The following is a 13,243-nucleotide window of genomic DNA, read 5'->3' as shown; positions in this document are numbered from 1 at the left end:
CTCTTGTCATGCCCGCGCAGGCGGGATCCATAACCGCGACATTCACGAGAGGAACGCAGCGGCATTCACCGCGCTTCTTTCTGCTCCGTCAGCGGTTATGGACCCCGGGCTCTGCTCCGCAGCCCCGGGATGACAAAGGGGAGAGCTACCACAGACTGATGTTGCAAGGATCCCGCCGAGTGATTAGCTCTTAATCCCTAACGGCGGGGTCCCTCCACCCAGTGAGCGTTCAAGTCAAAATTGCCCAGGGCCTGAAGGCGGTTCCTGCCGACCAGTGGGATGCCTGTGCCCTCGGCACGGGATCAGGCGACGACGATCCGTTCAATCCCTTCGTGTCCCACGCCTTTCTCTCGGCGCTTGAGGATTCCGGCTGTGTCGGCGCAAAGGCCGGCTGGGCGCCCCTGCACGTCCTTGTCGAAGACGAAGCCGAGAGGATGCTGGGCGCCGCGCCCTGCTATCTCAAATCCCACTCTCAGGGCGAATACGTGTTCGACCATTCATGGGCGGATGCCTATACGCGGGCCGGAGGGCGGTACTATCCCAAGCTCCAGGTGGCGGTGCCGTTCACGCCCGTCACTGGACCCCGCCTCCTCGTGCAGAACAGCCCCCGGGCGGCGGAGACCCGCTCCTATCTCATGGCCGGCCTCCGGGCGCTGCGGGATCAGACCGGCGCCTCGTCGATCCATGCGACATTCCTGCAGCAGGACGATCTCGACGCCCTCACCTCTGAAAGCTTCCTGCGCCGGGACGACCAGCAGTTCCACTGGTTCAACGAAGGCTATGGCAGCTTCGACGACTTTCTGGCGGCGCTCGCCTCGCGCAAGCGCAAGGCGATCCGTCGCGAGCGGCGCGACGCTCTTAGCCCTGGCATCAGCATCGAGTGGGTGACGGGCAAGGACATCACCGAGGCGCATTGGGACGCCTTCTTCGCCTTCTACATGGATACCGGCTCCCGCAAATGGGGCCGTCCCTACCTCAACCGCTCCTTCTTTTCTCTGATCGGAGAGCGGATGTCGAACCGGGTGCTGCTCGTCATGGCGAAGCGCAACGGCCGATACATCGCAGGCGCCATCAACTTCATTGGCGACAAGCGCCTCTATGGGCGCAACTGGGGCTGCATCGAGGATCATCCGTTCCTGCATTTCGAGGTCTGCTATTACCAGGCCATCGCGTTCGCCATCGCACGCGGCCTCGACCGGGTCGAGGCAGGAGCCCAGGGCGAGCACAAGCTGGCGCGGGGCTACCGGCCCGTTCTCACCTCATCGGCGCATGATATCGCCGATCCAGGACTGCGTCGCGCCATTGAAGCCTATCTCGATCAGGAGCGCCTCTACGTGTCGGAAGCCGCCGAGGAGTTGGAGGAGGCCACCCCGTTCAAGCATCGGGAAGAGGATTAGCTGCCGGCAGCAGGCGCACCTTGCCGCGCAGCACGCGCGAAGGCGACGAAGCCTTCGAGAAATTTCCGAAGCTGGTCCTCGATCTTCTGGTCTGTGAGCGTGCCATCCTGATTGAAGACCGTTCCGGCTCGCGAGACCATCAGCCGGCCGCTGGACCAGAAATCGGCTTTCAGCGTGCGTAGGACAGGAAGCCAGGCATTCTGGGACAGAATGGTGCCGAAGCCGCCGGGCGAAGCGCCGATCACGGCTACAGGCTTGTTCCCGAAAACGCGCTTGATGTCCGCGTCGGGGCGGGAGAGCCAGTCAATGGCGTTCTTGAACACACCGGGAATCGAGTTGTTGTATTCCGGGGTCACGAGGAGCAGGCCATCCGCAGCGGCGATGGCTTCCTTTAGTGCTGCAACCTTCTCCGGGATTCCCTGGGCTGCCTCCAGGTCGCCGTCGTAGAGCGGAATGCCCCGGATGGCCTCAACCACAAGTTCGCAACCCTCCGGCATCAGGCCAGCGGCGCTGCGAAGAAGCGCGGTGTTGTACGAGGCCTGCCGCAGGCTTCCCGAAAGGCCGATCAGTCTCGTCATGGGGACCTCGTGATCATCCGAGCCCGTCGAGAACATACCGTTGCGGGATCGAAAGCACATCCAGGCTAGAAGCTGCCCGAGTCGAGGTCAAACCATCGGACTGGTTGCGGGGTGCCGTCCTTGGCCCCAAGGCGCCGACAAGTCTTTGTCGGGGTCCTGGAAATCCCGGAATAATGGTTCATATGTGCAGTGCGGCCTCGAACCCATCTTCCATCCCGTCGAAGTTTCATGGAGTTGTCTGCTCCCGATCCCCGATGCAGCCCGACAGGGACGATTTTTCACCGTTTCAGGTTCCTAGGTCATCAATGACATCAAGCCCGCCCTGCTGGAAGCTCCCGTGATGCAGCACCGTCTCGCGCTTCTGCCGGACTTCCTTGCCAATGGCGGCGCCATGGGCGAGCGCGTCCGCCGTTTCGACTGGTCTGCGACTGCAATCGGCGCCATCGAGACATGGCCGCACTCCCTGCGCACAGCCGTGAGCATGCTGCTCCATTCGAAGTTTCCAACCTTCCTGGTCTGGGGACCGGAACTGACCGCCTTTTACAACGATGCCTACAGACCCATGCTCGGCGCGAAGCCGGAGGCCCTCGGCCGTCCGTTTCGGGAGATCTGGTCGGAGGCCTGGGACGTGATGGGGCCGATCGCGGAGCAGGCTCTCGCCGGCGAGGCCAGCTTCTTCGAGGATCTGCCCATCACCATCGAGCGGAAAGGGTATCCGGAGCAGACCAGGTGGACCTTCTCCTACAGCCCCATTCATGACGAGAGCGGCGATGTTGCGGGCGTTCTCTGCGTCGTACACGAGACCACCTCGAAGGTGCTGAGCGAGCAGCGGCTCGAGTTCCTCGTTCGCCTGAGCGACCGTTTGCGCGGCCTGAATGAACCGAGGGAAGTCATCGTCGCTGCCCAGCAGATGCTGGGGGAGCATCTCGGGGTCAGTCGTGTCGGATTCGGCGAGGTCGAGGAAACGGCTCGCTTCTTCACCACCGAACGCAACTGGACGGACGGCATGGTGGCGCCCCAGACCGGGACCCATGATCTTGCAGCGTTCGGTCCTGAGATTCACGACGCGCTCCGGCGCGGCGATACCCTGGTCGTCCACAATGCCGCCGAGGACCCGCGCACCAACTCGCCGGAACACCTTGCCGCCTTCGCCTATCTGGAATTCTCGTCCGTTGTGACAGTCAGCCTGATCAAACGAGGCCGGATGGTCGCGGCGATCTACGTTCACAACCGGTCGCCACGGTTCTGGACCGGCAGCGAAGTCAAACTCGTTGAGGACGTTGCGGAACGCATCTGGGATGCGCTTGAGCGGGCTCGCGCGGAGACCGCCCTTCGGGCGAGCGAGGATCGCCTGCGGCTGGCCGTCGACGCAGGCCGCATGGCCGTCTGGGAGCATGAAACGGCAACGGACCGCATCACGGCGAGCCCCGAGCTCAACCGCATGCTCGGGTATCCGGCGGATGCGGAGCTGGATGTCGCCGACCTTCGCACGCGGTACTATCCCGGCGACCGGGAGCGGCTGAGTGCCGCCGCCATGGATGCTCTCAAGAAGGGAGAGCGGTTCTTCGAGGTCGAATATCGATTCTACAGAGTCGACGGATCGCTGCGCTGGCTCCTCATGCGCGCCGAGATGCTGCTCGGTCCCAATGAGTTTCCGACCAGAACGATCGGCGTACTCCTGGACATCACCGACCGCAAGGAAGCCGAGCAGGCCCTGATCGAGAGGGAGGCGGAGCTGATGGCCGCCCTCGAAGCCGGCTCGCTCGCCATCTTCGACTTCGACCACATCGAAGGAAGGATGAACCCCTCGCCTCGGCTCAGCGAGCTTTACGGATACCCTCCCGATCACGTGCTGACTCTTGCGGATATCCGCGACCGCTACCACCCCGAGGACGTCGCGCAGATCCTCAGCAAACGTGACAGGGAGCAGGAGGACACCGGCTTCCGCAGTTTCCAATGGACGCTTCGTCTGATGATGCCCGGCGGTACGATCCGATGGGTTGACGGGCGCGGTGAGTATGTGCGGGACGAGAAGAACCGCATCATCAGGTCCCGCGGCGTCGTTATGGACATCACCGAACGCAAGCGGTGGGAGGAGCACCAGCAGCTCCTGATCCACGAGCTCAATCATCGGGTGAAGAACACCCTGGCGACCGTCCAGTCCATCGCCTCCCAGACCCTCCGCAACGCCGACACCATGGGGGAGGCCCGCTCGGCCATGGAGGCGCGCCTGCTCGCCCTCTCCCGTGCCCACGACGTGCTCACGCGGGAGAACTGGGAAGGCGCGGGCCTCCTCGAGATCGTCCGTGAAGCCATGGCGCCCTACCGCCACGAGCGGGAGAGACGCATCCATATGGAAGGGCCGGACGTTCGCCTGTCGCCCCGAATGGCGCTGGCGATCGCCATGGCCCTCCAGGAACTCGCCACGAACGCGGTGAAGTACGGCGCCCTAGCCAACGATAGCGGCGAAGTGCGGATTGCCTGGTCGGTGAACGAGGTCTCGGAAAGGCGCCTGCATCTGACCTGGTGCGAGACGAACGGGCCGGCGGTGAAGGTCCCGCAACGCAGAGGGTTCGGCACCCGCCTCGTCGAGCGCAGCCTCGCTCAGGATCTCCACGGGAAAGCAACGATCGACTTCGCCTCGACGGGGATCGTCTGCACCGTCGATGCTCCGATTGCCTAGAGCCCCGGACCCGGAGGCGGTTTTGCATTCGAGGGTCCGCACGATGCGAACAGGGCAAAATAAAAGCCGTACCGGATAGCGATCCGGTACGGCTCTGCATGAACTCGGGCTGGGAATGCCCCCTAGAGGGTGGCGATGATCGCTTCAATGCCTTCCATGATCGCCGCCGGCGAGGTGCCGAGAGCGCTCAGACCCACTTCCAGGAACCAGTAGCAGCCGAGGATGATCACAGGCACGAGGATCCAGCCGAGGATCTCCTCGAGCCAGACGCGCCGACGCCGCCGCTGGTAGCGCTTCTCACGCCACGAAGCCTTCGCCGGAGCATCAATGGTGCGGGAGGCCTGAAGCGGCCCCTCGTGGATGTCAGTCGTCATGCTCTAACCAACGGTACCTTTGGAACGGTGCGGACACCGCCGCCACCATTACCATCAGACCCCTTCGGCTTCACCGACTTTTTGGTCCTCGTGGACGCGGACTTCGCCTTGGGCTTCTTCTTGGCGTTCGTCACGACCTTCTCGGGCTTCGGCTTCACCGGGCCTTCCACATATTCGAAGCCGAGGCTCTGCAGGCCGATCTCGTCGGTCTTGACCACGACCTTGACCGCTCCACCGTCCTTGAGGCGTCCGAAGAGAACCTCGTCGGCAAGCGGCGTCTTGATGGTCGTCTGGATCAGACGGCCCATGGGGCGGGCGCCCATGGCCTCGTCATAGCCGTGCTCGACCAGCCAGTCCCGGGCCTCGTCGGTGAGCTCGATCGACACATTGCGGTCGGCGAGCTGGGCATCCAGCTGCATGACGAACTTGTCGACGACCTTCTGGACCACTTCCTTGGGCAGGTGACCGAAGGAGATGATCGCATCGAGACGGTTGCGGAATTCCGGCGTGAACAGCTTGTTCACGGCCTCGGTGTCGTCGCCCTCCCGCTTGGTGCGGGTGAAGCCGTAGGCCGGACGGGCCATGTCGGCGGCGCCCGCATTCGTGGTCATGATGATGATCACGTTGCGGAAATCGACCTGCTTGCCGTTGTGATCCGTCAGCTTCCCGTGGTCCATGACCTGGAGCAGGATGTTGAACAGATCCGGATGCGCCTTCTCGATCTCGTCGAGCAGGAGCACGCAGTGCGGATGCTGGTCGATGCCGTCGGTCAGGAGACCGCCCTGGTCGAAGCCCACATAGCCGGGAGGCGCGCCGATCAGGCGGCTGACCGTATGCCGCTCCATGTACTCCGACATGTCGAAGCGCAGGAGCTCGACGCCGAGCGACGTGGCGAGTTGCTTGGCCACCTCGGTCTTGCCGACGCCCGTGGGGCCGGCGAAGAGATAGGACCCGATGGGCTTTTCCGCGTCGCGCAGCCCGGCGCGGGCCAGCTTGATGGCCGAGGAGAGCGCCTCGATGGCCTTATCCTGCCCGTAGACCACCCGCTTGAGGGTGTCCTGCAGGTGCGCGAGCACCTCCGCATCGTCCTTGGATACGGTCTTGGGCGGGATCCGGGCCATGGTGGCGATGGTGGCCTCGATCTCCTTGATGCCGATGGTCTTCTTGCGGCGACCCTCGGGCAGGAGCATCTGCGACGCGCCGGTCTCGTCGATCACGTCGATCGCCTTGTCCGGCAGCTTCCGGTCATTGATGTAGCGGGCCGACAGCTCCACCGCCGCCTTCACGGCGTCGTTGGTGTACTTGAGCTTGTGGAAGTCCTCGAAATAGGGCTTCAGGCCCTTCACGATCTCGATGGCATCCGGCACGGACGGCTCGTTCACGTCGATCTTCTGGAAGCGGCGCACGAGGGCCCGATCCTTCTCGAAATACTGGCGGTATTCCTTGTAGGTGGTCGAGCCGATGCAGCGTAAGGAGCCCTGGGCAAGTGCAGGCTTCAGGAGGTTGGAGGCATCCATCGCGCCGCCGGAGGTGGCGCCGGCGCCGATCACCGTATGGATCTCGTCGATGAACATGATGGCGTTCGGATGCGCCTCGATCTCCTTCATCACCTGCTTCAGGCGCTCTTCGAAGTCGCCGCGATAGCGGGTGCCGGCGAGGAGCGTGCCCATGTCGAGGGAGAAGACGGTCGCGCCCTTCAGAACCTCCGGCACCTGGCCCTGGACGATCTTGCGGGCAAGGCCTTCCGCGATGGCGGTCTTGCCGACGCCGGGATCGCCGACGAGGAGCGGGTTGTTCTTCTGGCGGCGGCACAGAACCTGAATGGTGCGCTGGACTTCCGACTCGCGGCCGATGAGCGGATCGATCCGACCTTCCTTCGCCTTCTTGTTGAGATTCACGCAGTAAGCGTCGAGCGCATCGCCCTTTTTCTTGGCTCTCGCATCGCCCTCGTCCTGGGTGGGACGCTCATTCGACGACTCTTCCTCGGAACCGCGCGGCGAACGACTCTCGGTAAGGCCCGGGCGCTTGGCGATGCCGTGGCTGATGTAGTTGACCGCGTCGTAGCGGGTCATGTCCTGCTCCTGCAGGAAGTAGGCCGCATGGCTCTCCCGCTCGGCGAAGATGGCGACCAGCACGTTGGCCCCCGTCACTTCATCGCGCCCCGAGGATTGGACATGGATCACCGCCCGCTGGATCACGCGCTGGAAGCCGGCCGTCGGCTTGGAATCCTGGCGCCCGTCTGCCACGAGGTTGGCGAGTTCGCTGTCGACGTAGTCCACCAGGTTGCGGCGGAGTACTTCGAGATCGACATTGCAGGCCCGCATGACGGCAGCCGCATCCTGGTCGTCGATCAGAGCCAGGAGAAGGTGTTCGAGGGTTGCGTATTCGTGGCGGCGCTCGCCAGCAAGAGCGAGGGCTCGGTGAAGGGCTTGTTCAAGACTGCGAGAAAAGCTCGGCAACGGCTTGTCCTTTATGAGCGGGGCTCGGCTAATTCTTTTCCATTACACACTGCAGAGGATGCTGGTGCTTCCGGGCGAAATCCATCACCTGGGTCACCTTGGTCTCGGCAACTTCGTAGGTAAAAACTCCACATTCCCCGACGCCGTTCTGATGTACGTGCAGCATGATCCGGGTCGCATCTTCCCGGTTCTTGTTGAAGAAACGCTCCAGCACATGCACCACGAACTCCATCGGGGTGTAATCATCGTTCAAGAGGAGAACGCGGTAAAGGTTCGGCCGTTTCGTGCGCGGCTTGGTTTTCGTGATGATGGCCGTGTTGGAGCGACCGCCATCATCGCCTCCAGGAGGCTGTGACCCGCCGGCAGCCGAAATCGGAGACTGCCCCGACAGAATCAAAGTACCGTAAGCTAACCGCAGCATCGTCGGACGACCGCCCCTCTTCTCTTCTCGGCTCAGCTATGGCCCACATCCCGGTCCGAGCCACACCATAAGCCAAATCTATAGTCGCTCCATTCAGTCCGCCAGATCAACCAGATGGGTGGTCGCAGCATGGATGAAAAGAGCGACATGTTGGTCACGCCTTCGCGACCGGGGTTTAGCGGCGGCCAAGCTTCCAGTTTCGAGCCCCCAATGCAAAGCGCCCGGCACGAGGCCGGGCGCTTCATCCTAAAGGATATGAGACTGAGCTGCCTTAGGCAGCGGTCTTGGAGAGGAGGCCCTCGTAGGGCTTCAGCGTCTCGGAGGCCAGATTCGAGTAGAGCGAGCCCATCCTGGTCGACTGGTTGACCAGGCTGTCATAGGCGCCCTTCACATAGGCCGTCTGGATCTCGACCGCCTTGTCCAGGGTCTGGACGCCGAGCAGCTTCTCGACCGTGGAGGAGGTGTGCTCGAAGGACTTGCGAGCGAACTCGGCCGCCTCGGTAGCGATCGCCTGGGAATTGCTGGAGAAAGCGCCGAGCGCCTTCATGGTGGCGTCCAGGTTGTCCTGGCCGAGCTTCTGAATCTGGGTGAACGGCTGAAGCATTGTGAACCTCGACAATAAGTCGTTTAATGATGGTCGGCACTGCTGAGTAGCTGACGGAGTCCTGTATGTGCAGCGCACAAAAGTTTGTCAAGTTTTATTGTGCAGTGCACAATAAGCCGTCCAAGAGAATCATCCCTGTTAACGCCCCCGTAACCGCAACCTCTTACCGTCAGAGCATGTGTTGCGCCGGCAACGGTTCCTTTTAGAGAGCCAGGCGCAAGGGCCTAAAAACCAGACGAAACAGGGATTTTTCAGCATGAGTTCGGTTTGGATGGGACACCGAAAGGCATGGGCTCTCGTAGGTATCGTTGCGTCATTTGCCATCACCGTTACTTCCCCGGCTGAGGCGGCACGCCGCAAGGCCCCCGCCGGCGGGGGCTACAGCCCTCCCGCGGCGTCCATCGTGGTCGATGCGAAGACGGGCAAGATCCTGCAGGGCGAGAACATCGACGCGCCCCGCATCCCCGCCTCCATCACGAAGGTCATGAGCCTTTACCTGCTGTTCGAACAGCTCGAGCGGGGCCGCATGAGCCTGAGCACCCCGCTGACGGTCTCGTCCTATGCCGCCAGCCAGCCGCCGACCAAGCTCGGCCTGCGCCCCGGCTCGACCATCGAGGTGGACGATGCCATCAAGGCGATGGTCACTCTGTCGGCCAATGACGTGTCCGTCGTGGTGGCCGAGAACATCGCCGGGTCTGAAGAGGCCTTTGCCCAGATGATGACCCGCAAGGCGCGGGAACTCGGCATGAGCTCCACCGCCTTCTACAACCCGCATGGCCTGCCGCACGATCCGCCGAACATCACCACCGCGCGAGACCTGTCGGTTCTCGGCCGGGCCATTCAGGATCGCTTCCCGAGGTATTTCGCCTATTTCGAGACGCGCTCCTTCCAATACGGCAAGCGCACGATCCGCGGCCATAACCGGCTCCTGGGCAAGGTCGAGGGTGTGGACGGGATCAAGACCGGCTATACACGCCTGTCCGGATTCAACCTGCTGACCTCGGTCAACACCGACAGCCGCAGCATCGTCGCCGTGGTGCTCGGCGGCCGCTCCGGCGCCTCCCGCGACCAGAAGATGGCCGGCCTGATCGACAATCATCTGCCCCGCGCCTATGCCGGCGCCCGCATTGTCCCTCCGGTGGTCGAAGGCTCCGCTCAGCCCGCCATGGTGGCCGAAGCTCCGGCTCCGCGTCCGGTCGAGCCGGCTCCCGTCCAGGCTCCGGTCAGGCTCGCCTCCGCCACCCCGGAGGCTCCGATGGCCCAGGCCACGACGCCTCAACCTGCCCCGCAGCGCAAGCCGCTCGACCTGAACACCCTGCGCCCGGTCGTGGCCTCCGCAACCGGCGCGAGCTCCACCACAACCCCTTCCTCCACCTCCTCGGTGCGCTGGCAGAAGGGGCAGGAGCCGCTGCCGCTGAACGCCCAGGCCTATGCGGCGCTGCCGCCCCAGGCCGCCCCGGCCCAGATCCCGCCGGCGCAGAAGGCTGCTCTCGTGGCCAAGATCGAGGCCAAGCCCGTCGAGACGGCTCCTGCCGCGTCTGCTCCCCTCGCGACCAAGACCGCCTCGCTCAAGGTCGAAGCCCCCGAGCCGAAGAAGGTCGAGCGACCGGCAGTGTCCGGCTGGGTGATCCAGCTCGGCGCGACGGATGACGAGACCAAGGCCAAGGAGATGCTCGACTCAGCCCGCAGCCGCTTCGGCAAGCTGCTCGGCAAGGCCTCCCCGTTCACCGAGAAGGTGAGCGTCGACGGCAGCACCCTCTACCGCGCCCGCTTCTCCGGCTTCTCGGAATCGGATGATGCTGCGAAGGCCTGCAAGCAGCTCAAGAAGAGCGGCGTGAACTGCTTCGCCTCCCGCGGTTGAGACTGCATTGAAGAACCTCGAGACGGTGCGTGTGCTTGCACCGTCTCGGTCGGAACACAACCGGATCGCGCGTGGAGTATCAGCGATGTCGGCCCAGCAGGACTTCTCGCGCCTCGTTCACACGAGCCGCAAGATACGCCGTGCCTCCATGGTCGGGGTGGAGCCTCTTCATCAAGGTCCGATGCGCCTTTCGGATCTCCTCGAGGCCCGCGCCCGGCTGAAGCCCCAGGATCTGATAGGCTTCTTCTTTCGTCATTACGCCCGACTGCGCATGAGTGCGCGTCCGCGTGTCACGATCTCCCTGAGCGTTTTCACGCCAGCCGGCAAACCGGCGATCAAGATACGCCTCTAGCAGGGGGACTCCCTGCGGGTCGTGGGCACTGCATTCATCGTAGAGGCGGCGCAGGCTCTGCGGATCGAGACTGGAGAGGCGCCTCCCTGCGAAGGCTCCGACCAGGATACTGCCCTCGATGGCGCCGTTCCCATGGTCGATCTCCATTTCGATCATGGCCGAACGGATCCGGGAGAAGCGACCCGGTAGCGGCTGGAGGCGGCTCCACGGTCCGGGAATGTTGAGAAAATTCCATCCCAGCGCCCAGGCGCCGAGCCCGCCGATGAGGATCGCAAGGCCGGGCTGGCCTTTGACGCCCACCCACACGGCCGCACCCAGCGCGGCGACGCCGCCTATGGTCCTGACGGCTTTGGCCAACGCCTTTGGGTCCGTGCGCGTGTAGGTCTTGCCCAGCCACCAAAGAAGGGCGACCGCGGTGATTCCGAAAAGTAGCATCATGGTTTTAGGTTCCCATCCCAACATGTGGGCCGGGATGGGACGGATGTAAATCGCCGCCTGGAAGAATGCGGCGGCCGCAGGCTCAGTCCGGACGCGTCGGAATGGTGAGGCCGCGCTGAACCGCCGGACGGGCAAGGCCCCGCTCCAGCCACATCGGCACCCGCTTGAGGCTGTCGAACTCCACCAGTTCCCCTGCGCCGTAGAAGCCGATCAGGTTGCGCACCCATCCCAGCAGGGAGATGTCGGCGATGGTGTAGTCCTCGCCCATGATCCAGTCGCGACCCTCGAGCCGGGTTTCAAGCACGCCGAGCAGGCGCTTGGACTCGTTGCGGTATCGCTCCAGCGGCCGCTTGTCCTCGATCTCGCGGCCGGCGAACTTATGGAAGAAGCCGAGCTGCCCGAACATGGGGCCGACCGCGGCCATCTGGAAGAACACCCACTGAATGGTCTCATATCGGCGCGCAGGGTCGGACGGCAGAAGCTGACCGGTCTTCTCTGCGAGGTACAGGAGGATGGCGCCCGACTCGAACAGGGCGAGCGGCTTCCCGCCGGGTCCGCTCGGATCGATGATGGCCGGGATCTTGCCGTTCGGGTTCAGCGCCAGATACTCGGGGATCCAGGTCTCGTTCTTGCCGATATCGATGTAATGCGGCTCGTAGGGGAGTTCGGTCTCCTCCAGCATGATGGAGACCTTCACGCCGTTCGGAGTCGGCGTGGAATAGAGCTGGATGCGGTCGGGATTCTGGGCTGGCCAGCGGCTGGCGATGGGGAAAGCGGACAGATCGGCCATGGAAGCTCCATTATTGACGTGAGTCGTGATGGAGCGATGCTAGTGAGATGACAGCGGCTTGCAAACGCGAAGCCGCTGCCTGCCGATCAAGTCTCAGTGCAGGAGGCGGGTCGCGCCGCGCTGGCTTTCGCGCTCCCAGGCCTGGACGACGATGCCGTTGATGCCCGAATCGTGAAGCCTGTCGCTCAGATCGATGAAATGACGCTCGGTGGCTTCCACATCGAACTCGATCTGCTCGTCCTCCGAATGCTCCAGCTCGCAGGCTGCATAGCGCTCGTAGGCCGCAGACATTTCGGCATAGGCGAACGCCACCGGCAGGGTGCGGAAGATGGTGGAGAATTCTTCATCCAGCTCCCCGGTCGTCAGATCGCGCATTTGGACGAGATACCCGTCGTCATGCTCACAGACCTCGTAACGCCAGTGCCGGCCTTCGGATGCACACATCAGCATCGGAACCTCCACTCAACTGAACTGCTGAGCCAATGCGAATCGCGGCAGCGAGGTTCCAGGAAGATCCCCAGCAAATAAGTCTAACGGCTAACCCCGTATTCCGCCCTGACGCGGCCGCTGATCCGCACCTGCGTTCCGTTGCCGAGATTGATGAAGCCTTGCTCCGCCCTATGGCTGCCCCGACTTTCCGCCTTCGGACGGCCTGCCGGGAGGGGCTCCTCGCACCCAGGCGGCAGCCTGACTTCCATGCCCGGAGGCAGGTGCGGCGTGCGGCACTCTTTCGCAAGCGCCGGACCGGCTGCGCCAATCAGAAGCAGGCACAGGATGAACGGGAGCCTCATTGCAGCGCCTCCAAGGATTCACATAAGTTAGAGAAGGCCCAATTCGGCCAGTTCCCGACGCATGTCTTCGGGCATCTTGGCCAGATCGCCTGTGTGGCCATCGATATCACGCGGAGCATCCTTGGCAACGAGATAGCGCCAGCCCTGGAACGGCCTGTAGGGCCGTGGCTCCACGGCAACCACTCTCGGGTCCAGCACCAGCCGGCAGCGCCCGATGCCCTCTCCATCAGTAAAGGGGCGAATATCAAGAAGCGCCTGCCGGGCTGCAACCTGCCCTTTGATGACCCAGTACAGCGAACCGCCGCCCAAAAGCTCTTCCACCCGCTTGGGCACCATGCGGGTCGTATGCGTCTGCTCGTAGTCGCGCCCGAGCCGACGATGAACCGCACGGTTCTCCTCGATCCATTCCTCGAGATCGGTGATCGAGTCGCAGCCGACGCAGAGTTTGATCAGGTGAAGGGCCATGTTCGCTTTCAACCATGCGCCGGCAGGATC

13 protein-coding genes are annotated in these 13,243 nt (G+C 63.4%); 3 read left to right on the top strand and 10 right to left on the bottom strand.

Annotated elements, in window-relative coordinates:
* The first annotated feature begins 221 nt into the window (after window positions 1-221).
* Window positions 222-1,397: a GNAT family N-acetyltransferase gene (locus AC0QTX_RS03495; protein WP_474602438.1), complete on the top strand. Its 1,176-nt coding sequence runs from the start codon at window positions 222-224 to the stop codon at window positions 1,395-1,397.
* On the opposite strand, the gene AC0QTX_RS03490 is transcribed toward AC0QTX_RS03495, so the two are convergent.
* Entirely contained in the window at window positions 1,394-1,975 is a 582-nt protein-coding gene (locus AC0QTX_RS03490; protein ID WP_474602437.1) for an NADPH-dependent FMN reductase, read from the bottom strand. The genes AC0QTX_RS03495 and AC0QTX_RS03490 overlap by 4 nt on opposite strands.
* 340 nt (window positions 1,976-2,315) lie before the next feature.
* On the opposite strand from AC0QTX_RS03490, the gene AC0QTX_RS03485 reads away from it, so the two are divergent.
* The gene (locus AC0QTX_RS03485; RefSeq protein WP_474602686.1) at window positions 2,316-4,658 is read left to right on the top strand and encodes an HWE histidine kinase domain-containing protein; all 2,343 of its coding nucleotides are present in this window, start codon (window positions 2,316-2,318) and stop codon (window positions 4,656-4,658) included.
* Window positions 4,659-4,780: 122 nt separating this feature from the next.
* On the opposite strand, the gene AC0QTX_RS03480 is transcribed toward AC0QTX_RS03485, so the two are convergent.
* From AC0QTX_RS03480 to AC0QTX_RS03465, 4 genes are all read right to left on the bottom strand, one after another.
* A complete protein-coding gene (locus tag AC0QTX_RS03480; protein ID WP_474602436.1) occupies window positions 4,781-5,032 on the bottom strand; it encodes a hypothetical protein in 252 nt (83 codons plus the stop codon).
* Entirely contained in the window at window positions 5,029-7,491 is a 2,463-nt protein-coding gene (gene clpA / locus AC0QTX_RS03475; RefSeq protein ID WP_474602435.1) for an ATP-dependent Clp protease ATP-binding subunit ClpA, read from the bottom strand. Before clpA ends, AC0QTX_RS03480 begins: the two co-directional genes overlap by 4 nt.
* A 28-nt stretch (window positions 7,492-7,519) precedes the next feature.
* Window positions 7,520-7,912: an ATP-dependent Clp protease adapter ClpS gene (clpS, locus tag AC0QTX_RS03470; RefSeq protein WP_474602434.1), complete on the bottom strand. Its 393-nt coding sequence runs from the start codon at window positions 7,910-7,912 to the stop codon at window positions 7,520-7,522.
* A gap of 271 nt (window positions 7,913-8,183) precedes the next feature.
* Window positions 8,184-8,516 (bottom strand): phasin family protein, encoded by a 333-nt coding sequence (locus AC0QTX_RS03465; protein WP_474602433.1) that lies wholly within the window; start codon window positions 8,514-8,516, stop codon window positions 8,184-8,186.
* 271 nt (window positions 8,517-8,787) lie between these two features.
* Here AC0QTX_RS03465 and AC0QTX_RS03460 point away from each other — a divergent pair, with 271 nt between their 5' ends.
* Window positions 8,788-10,377, top strand: coding sequence for an SPOR domain-containing protein (locus AC0QTX_RS03460; RefSeq protein WP_474602432.1), 1,590 nt, complete (start codon window positions 8,788-8,790; stop codon window positions 10,375-10,377).
* A gap of 79 nt (window positions 10,378-10,456) precedes the next feature.
* On the opposite strand, the gene AC0QTX_RS03455 is transcribed toward AC0QTX_RS03460, so the two are convergent.
* From AC0QTX_RS03455 to AC0QTX_RS03435, 5 genes are all read right to left on the bottom strand, one after another.
* Window positions 10,457-11,167: a DnaJ domain-containing protein gene (locus AC0QTX_RS03455; RefSeq protein ID WP_474602431.1), complete on the bottom strand. Its 711-nt coding sequence runs from the start codon at window positions 11,165-11,167 to the stop codon at window positions 10,457-10,459.
* A gap of 82 nt (window positions 11,168-11,249) precedes the next feature.
* Complete coding sequence (locus tag AC0QTX_RS03450; RefSeq protein ID WP_474602430.1) at window positions 11,250-11,957, bottom strand: glutathione S-transferase N-terminal domain-containing protein; 708 nt, start codon at window positions 11,955-11,957, stop codon at window positions 11,250-11,252.
* A 93-nt stretch (window positions 11,958-12,050) separates the two neighbouring features.
* On the bottom strand, window positions 12,051-12,407 hold the full coding sequence (locus tag AC0QTX_RS03445) for a hypothetical protein (protein ID WP_474602429.1): 357 nt from the start codon (window positions 12,405-12,407) through the stop codon (window positions 12,051-12,053).
* An 80-nt stretch (window positions 12,408-12,487) separates the two neighbouring features.
* Window positions 12,488-12,748: a hypothetical protein gene (locus tag AC0QTX_RS03440; RefSeq protein WP_474602428.1), complete on the bottom strand. Its 261-nt coding sequence runs from the start codon at window positions 12,746-12,748 to the stop codon at window positions 12,488-12,490.
* Between the two features lie 27 nt (window positions 12,749-12,775).
* Complete coding sequence (locus tag AC0QTX_RS03435; RefSeq protein ID WP_474602427.1) at window positions 12,776-13,213, bottom strand: DUF1489 family protein; 438 nt, start codon at window positions 13,211-13,213, stop codon at window positions 12,776-12,778.
* Window positions 13,214-13,243: the final 30 nt, after the last annotated feature.

It is taken from the genome of Microvirga sp. jy35, from assembly GCF_056148915.1.
Note: the sequence above shows the minus strand (reverse complement) of the source record. Positions and strands in the feature narration are given on the sequence as shown.

Coding starts and splice junctions, on each gene's coding strand:
- AC0QTX_RS03490 (WP_474602437.1), bottom strand. CDS start 1,975: ATGACGAGACTGATCGGCCTTTCGGGAAGCCTGCGGCAGGCCTCGTAC.
- AC0QTX_RS03485 (WP_474602686.1), top strand. CDS start 2,316: ATGCAGCACCGTCTCGCGCTTCTGCCGGACTTCCTTGCCAATGGCGGC.
- AC0QTX_RS03465 (WP_474602433.1), bottom strand. CDS start 8,516: ATGCTTCAGCCGTTCACCCAGATTCAGAAGCTCGGCCAGGACAACCTG.
- AC0QTX_RS03450 (WP_474602430.1), bottom strand. CDS start 11,957: ATGGCCGATCTGTCCGCTTTCCCCATCGCCAGCCGCTGGCCAGCCCAG.
- AC0QTX_RS03480 (WP_474602436.1), bottom strand. CDS start 5,032: ATGACGACTGACATCCACGAGGGGCCGCTTCAGGCCTCCCGCACCATT.
- AC0QTX_RS03455 (WP_474602431.1), bottom strand. CDS start 11,167: ATGATGCTACTTTTCGGAATCACCGCGGTCGCCCTTCTTTGGTGGCTG.
- clpS (WP_474602434.1), bottom strand. CDS start 7,912: ATGCTGCGGTTAGCTTACGGTACTTTGATTCTGTCGGGGCAGTCTCCG.
- AC0QTX_RS03440 (WP_474602428.1), bottom strand. CDS start 12,748: ATGAGGCTCCCGTTCATCCTGTGCCTGCTTCTGATTGGCGCAGCCGGT.
- AC0QTX_RS03460 (WP_474602432.1), top strand. CDS start 8,788: ATGGGACACCGAAAGGCATGGGCTCTCGTAGGTATCGTTGCGTCATTT.
- AC0QTX_RS03445 (WP_474602429.1), bottom strand. CDS start 12,407: ATGCTGATGTGTGCATCCGAAGGCCGGCACTGGCGTTACGAGGTCTGT.
- AC0QTX_RS03435 (WP_474602427.1), bottom strand. CDS start 13,213: ATGGCCCTTCACCTGATCAAACTCTGCGTCGGCTGCGACTCGATCACC.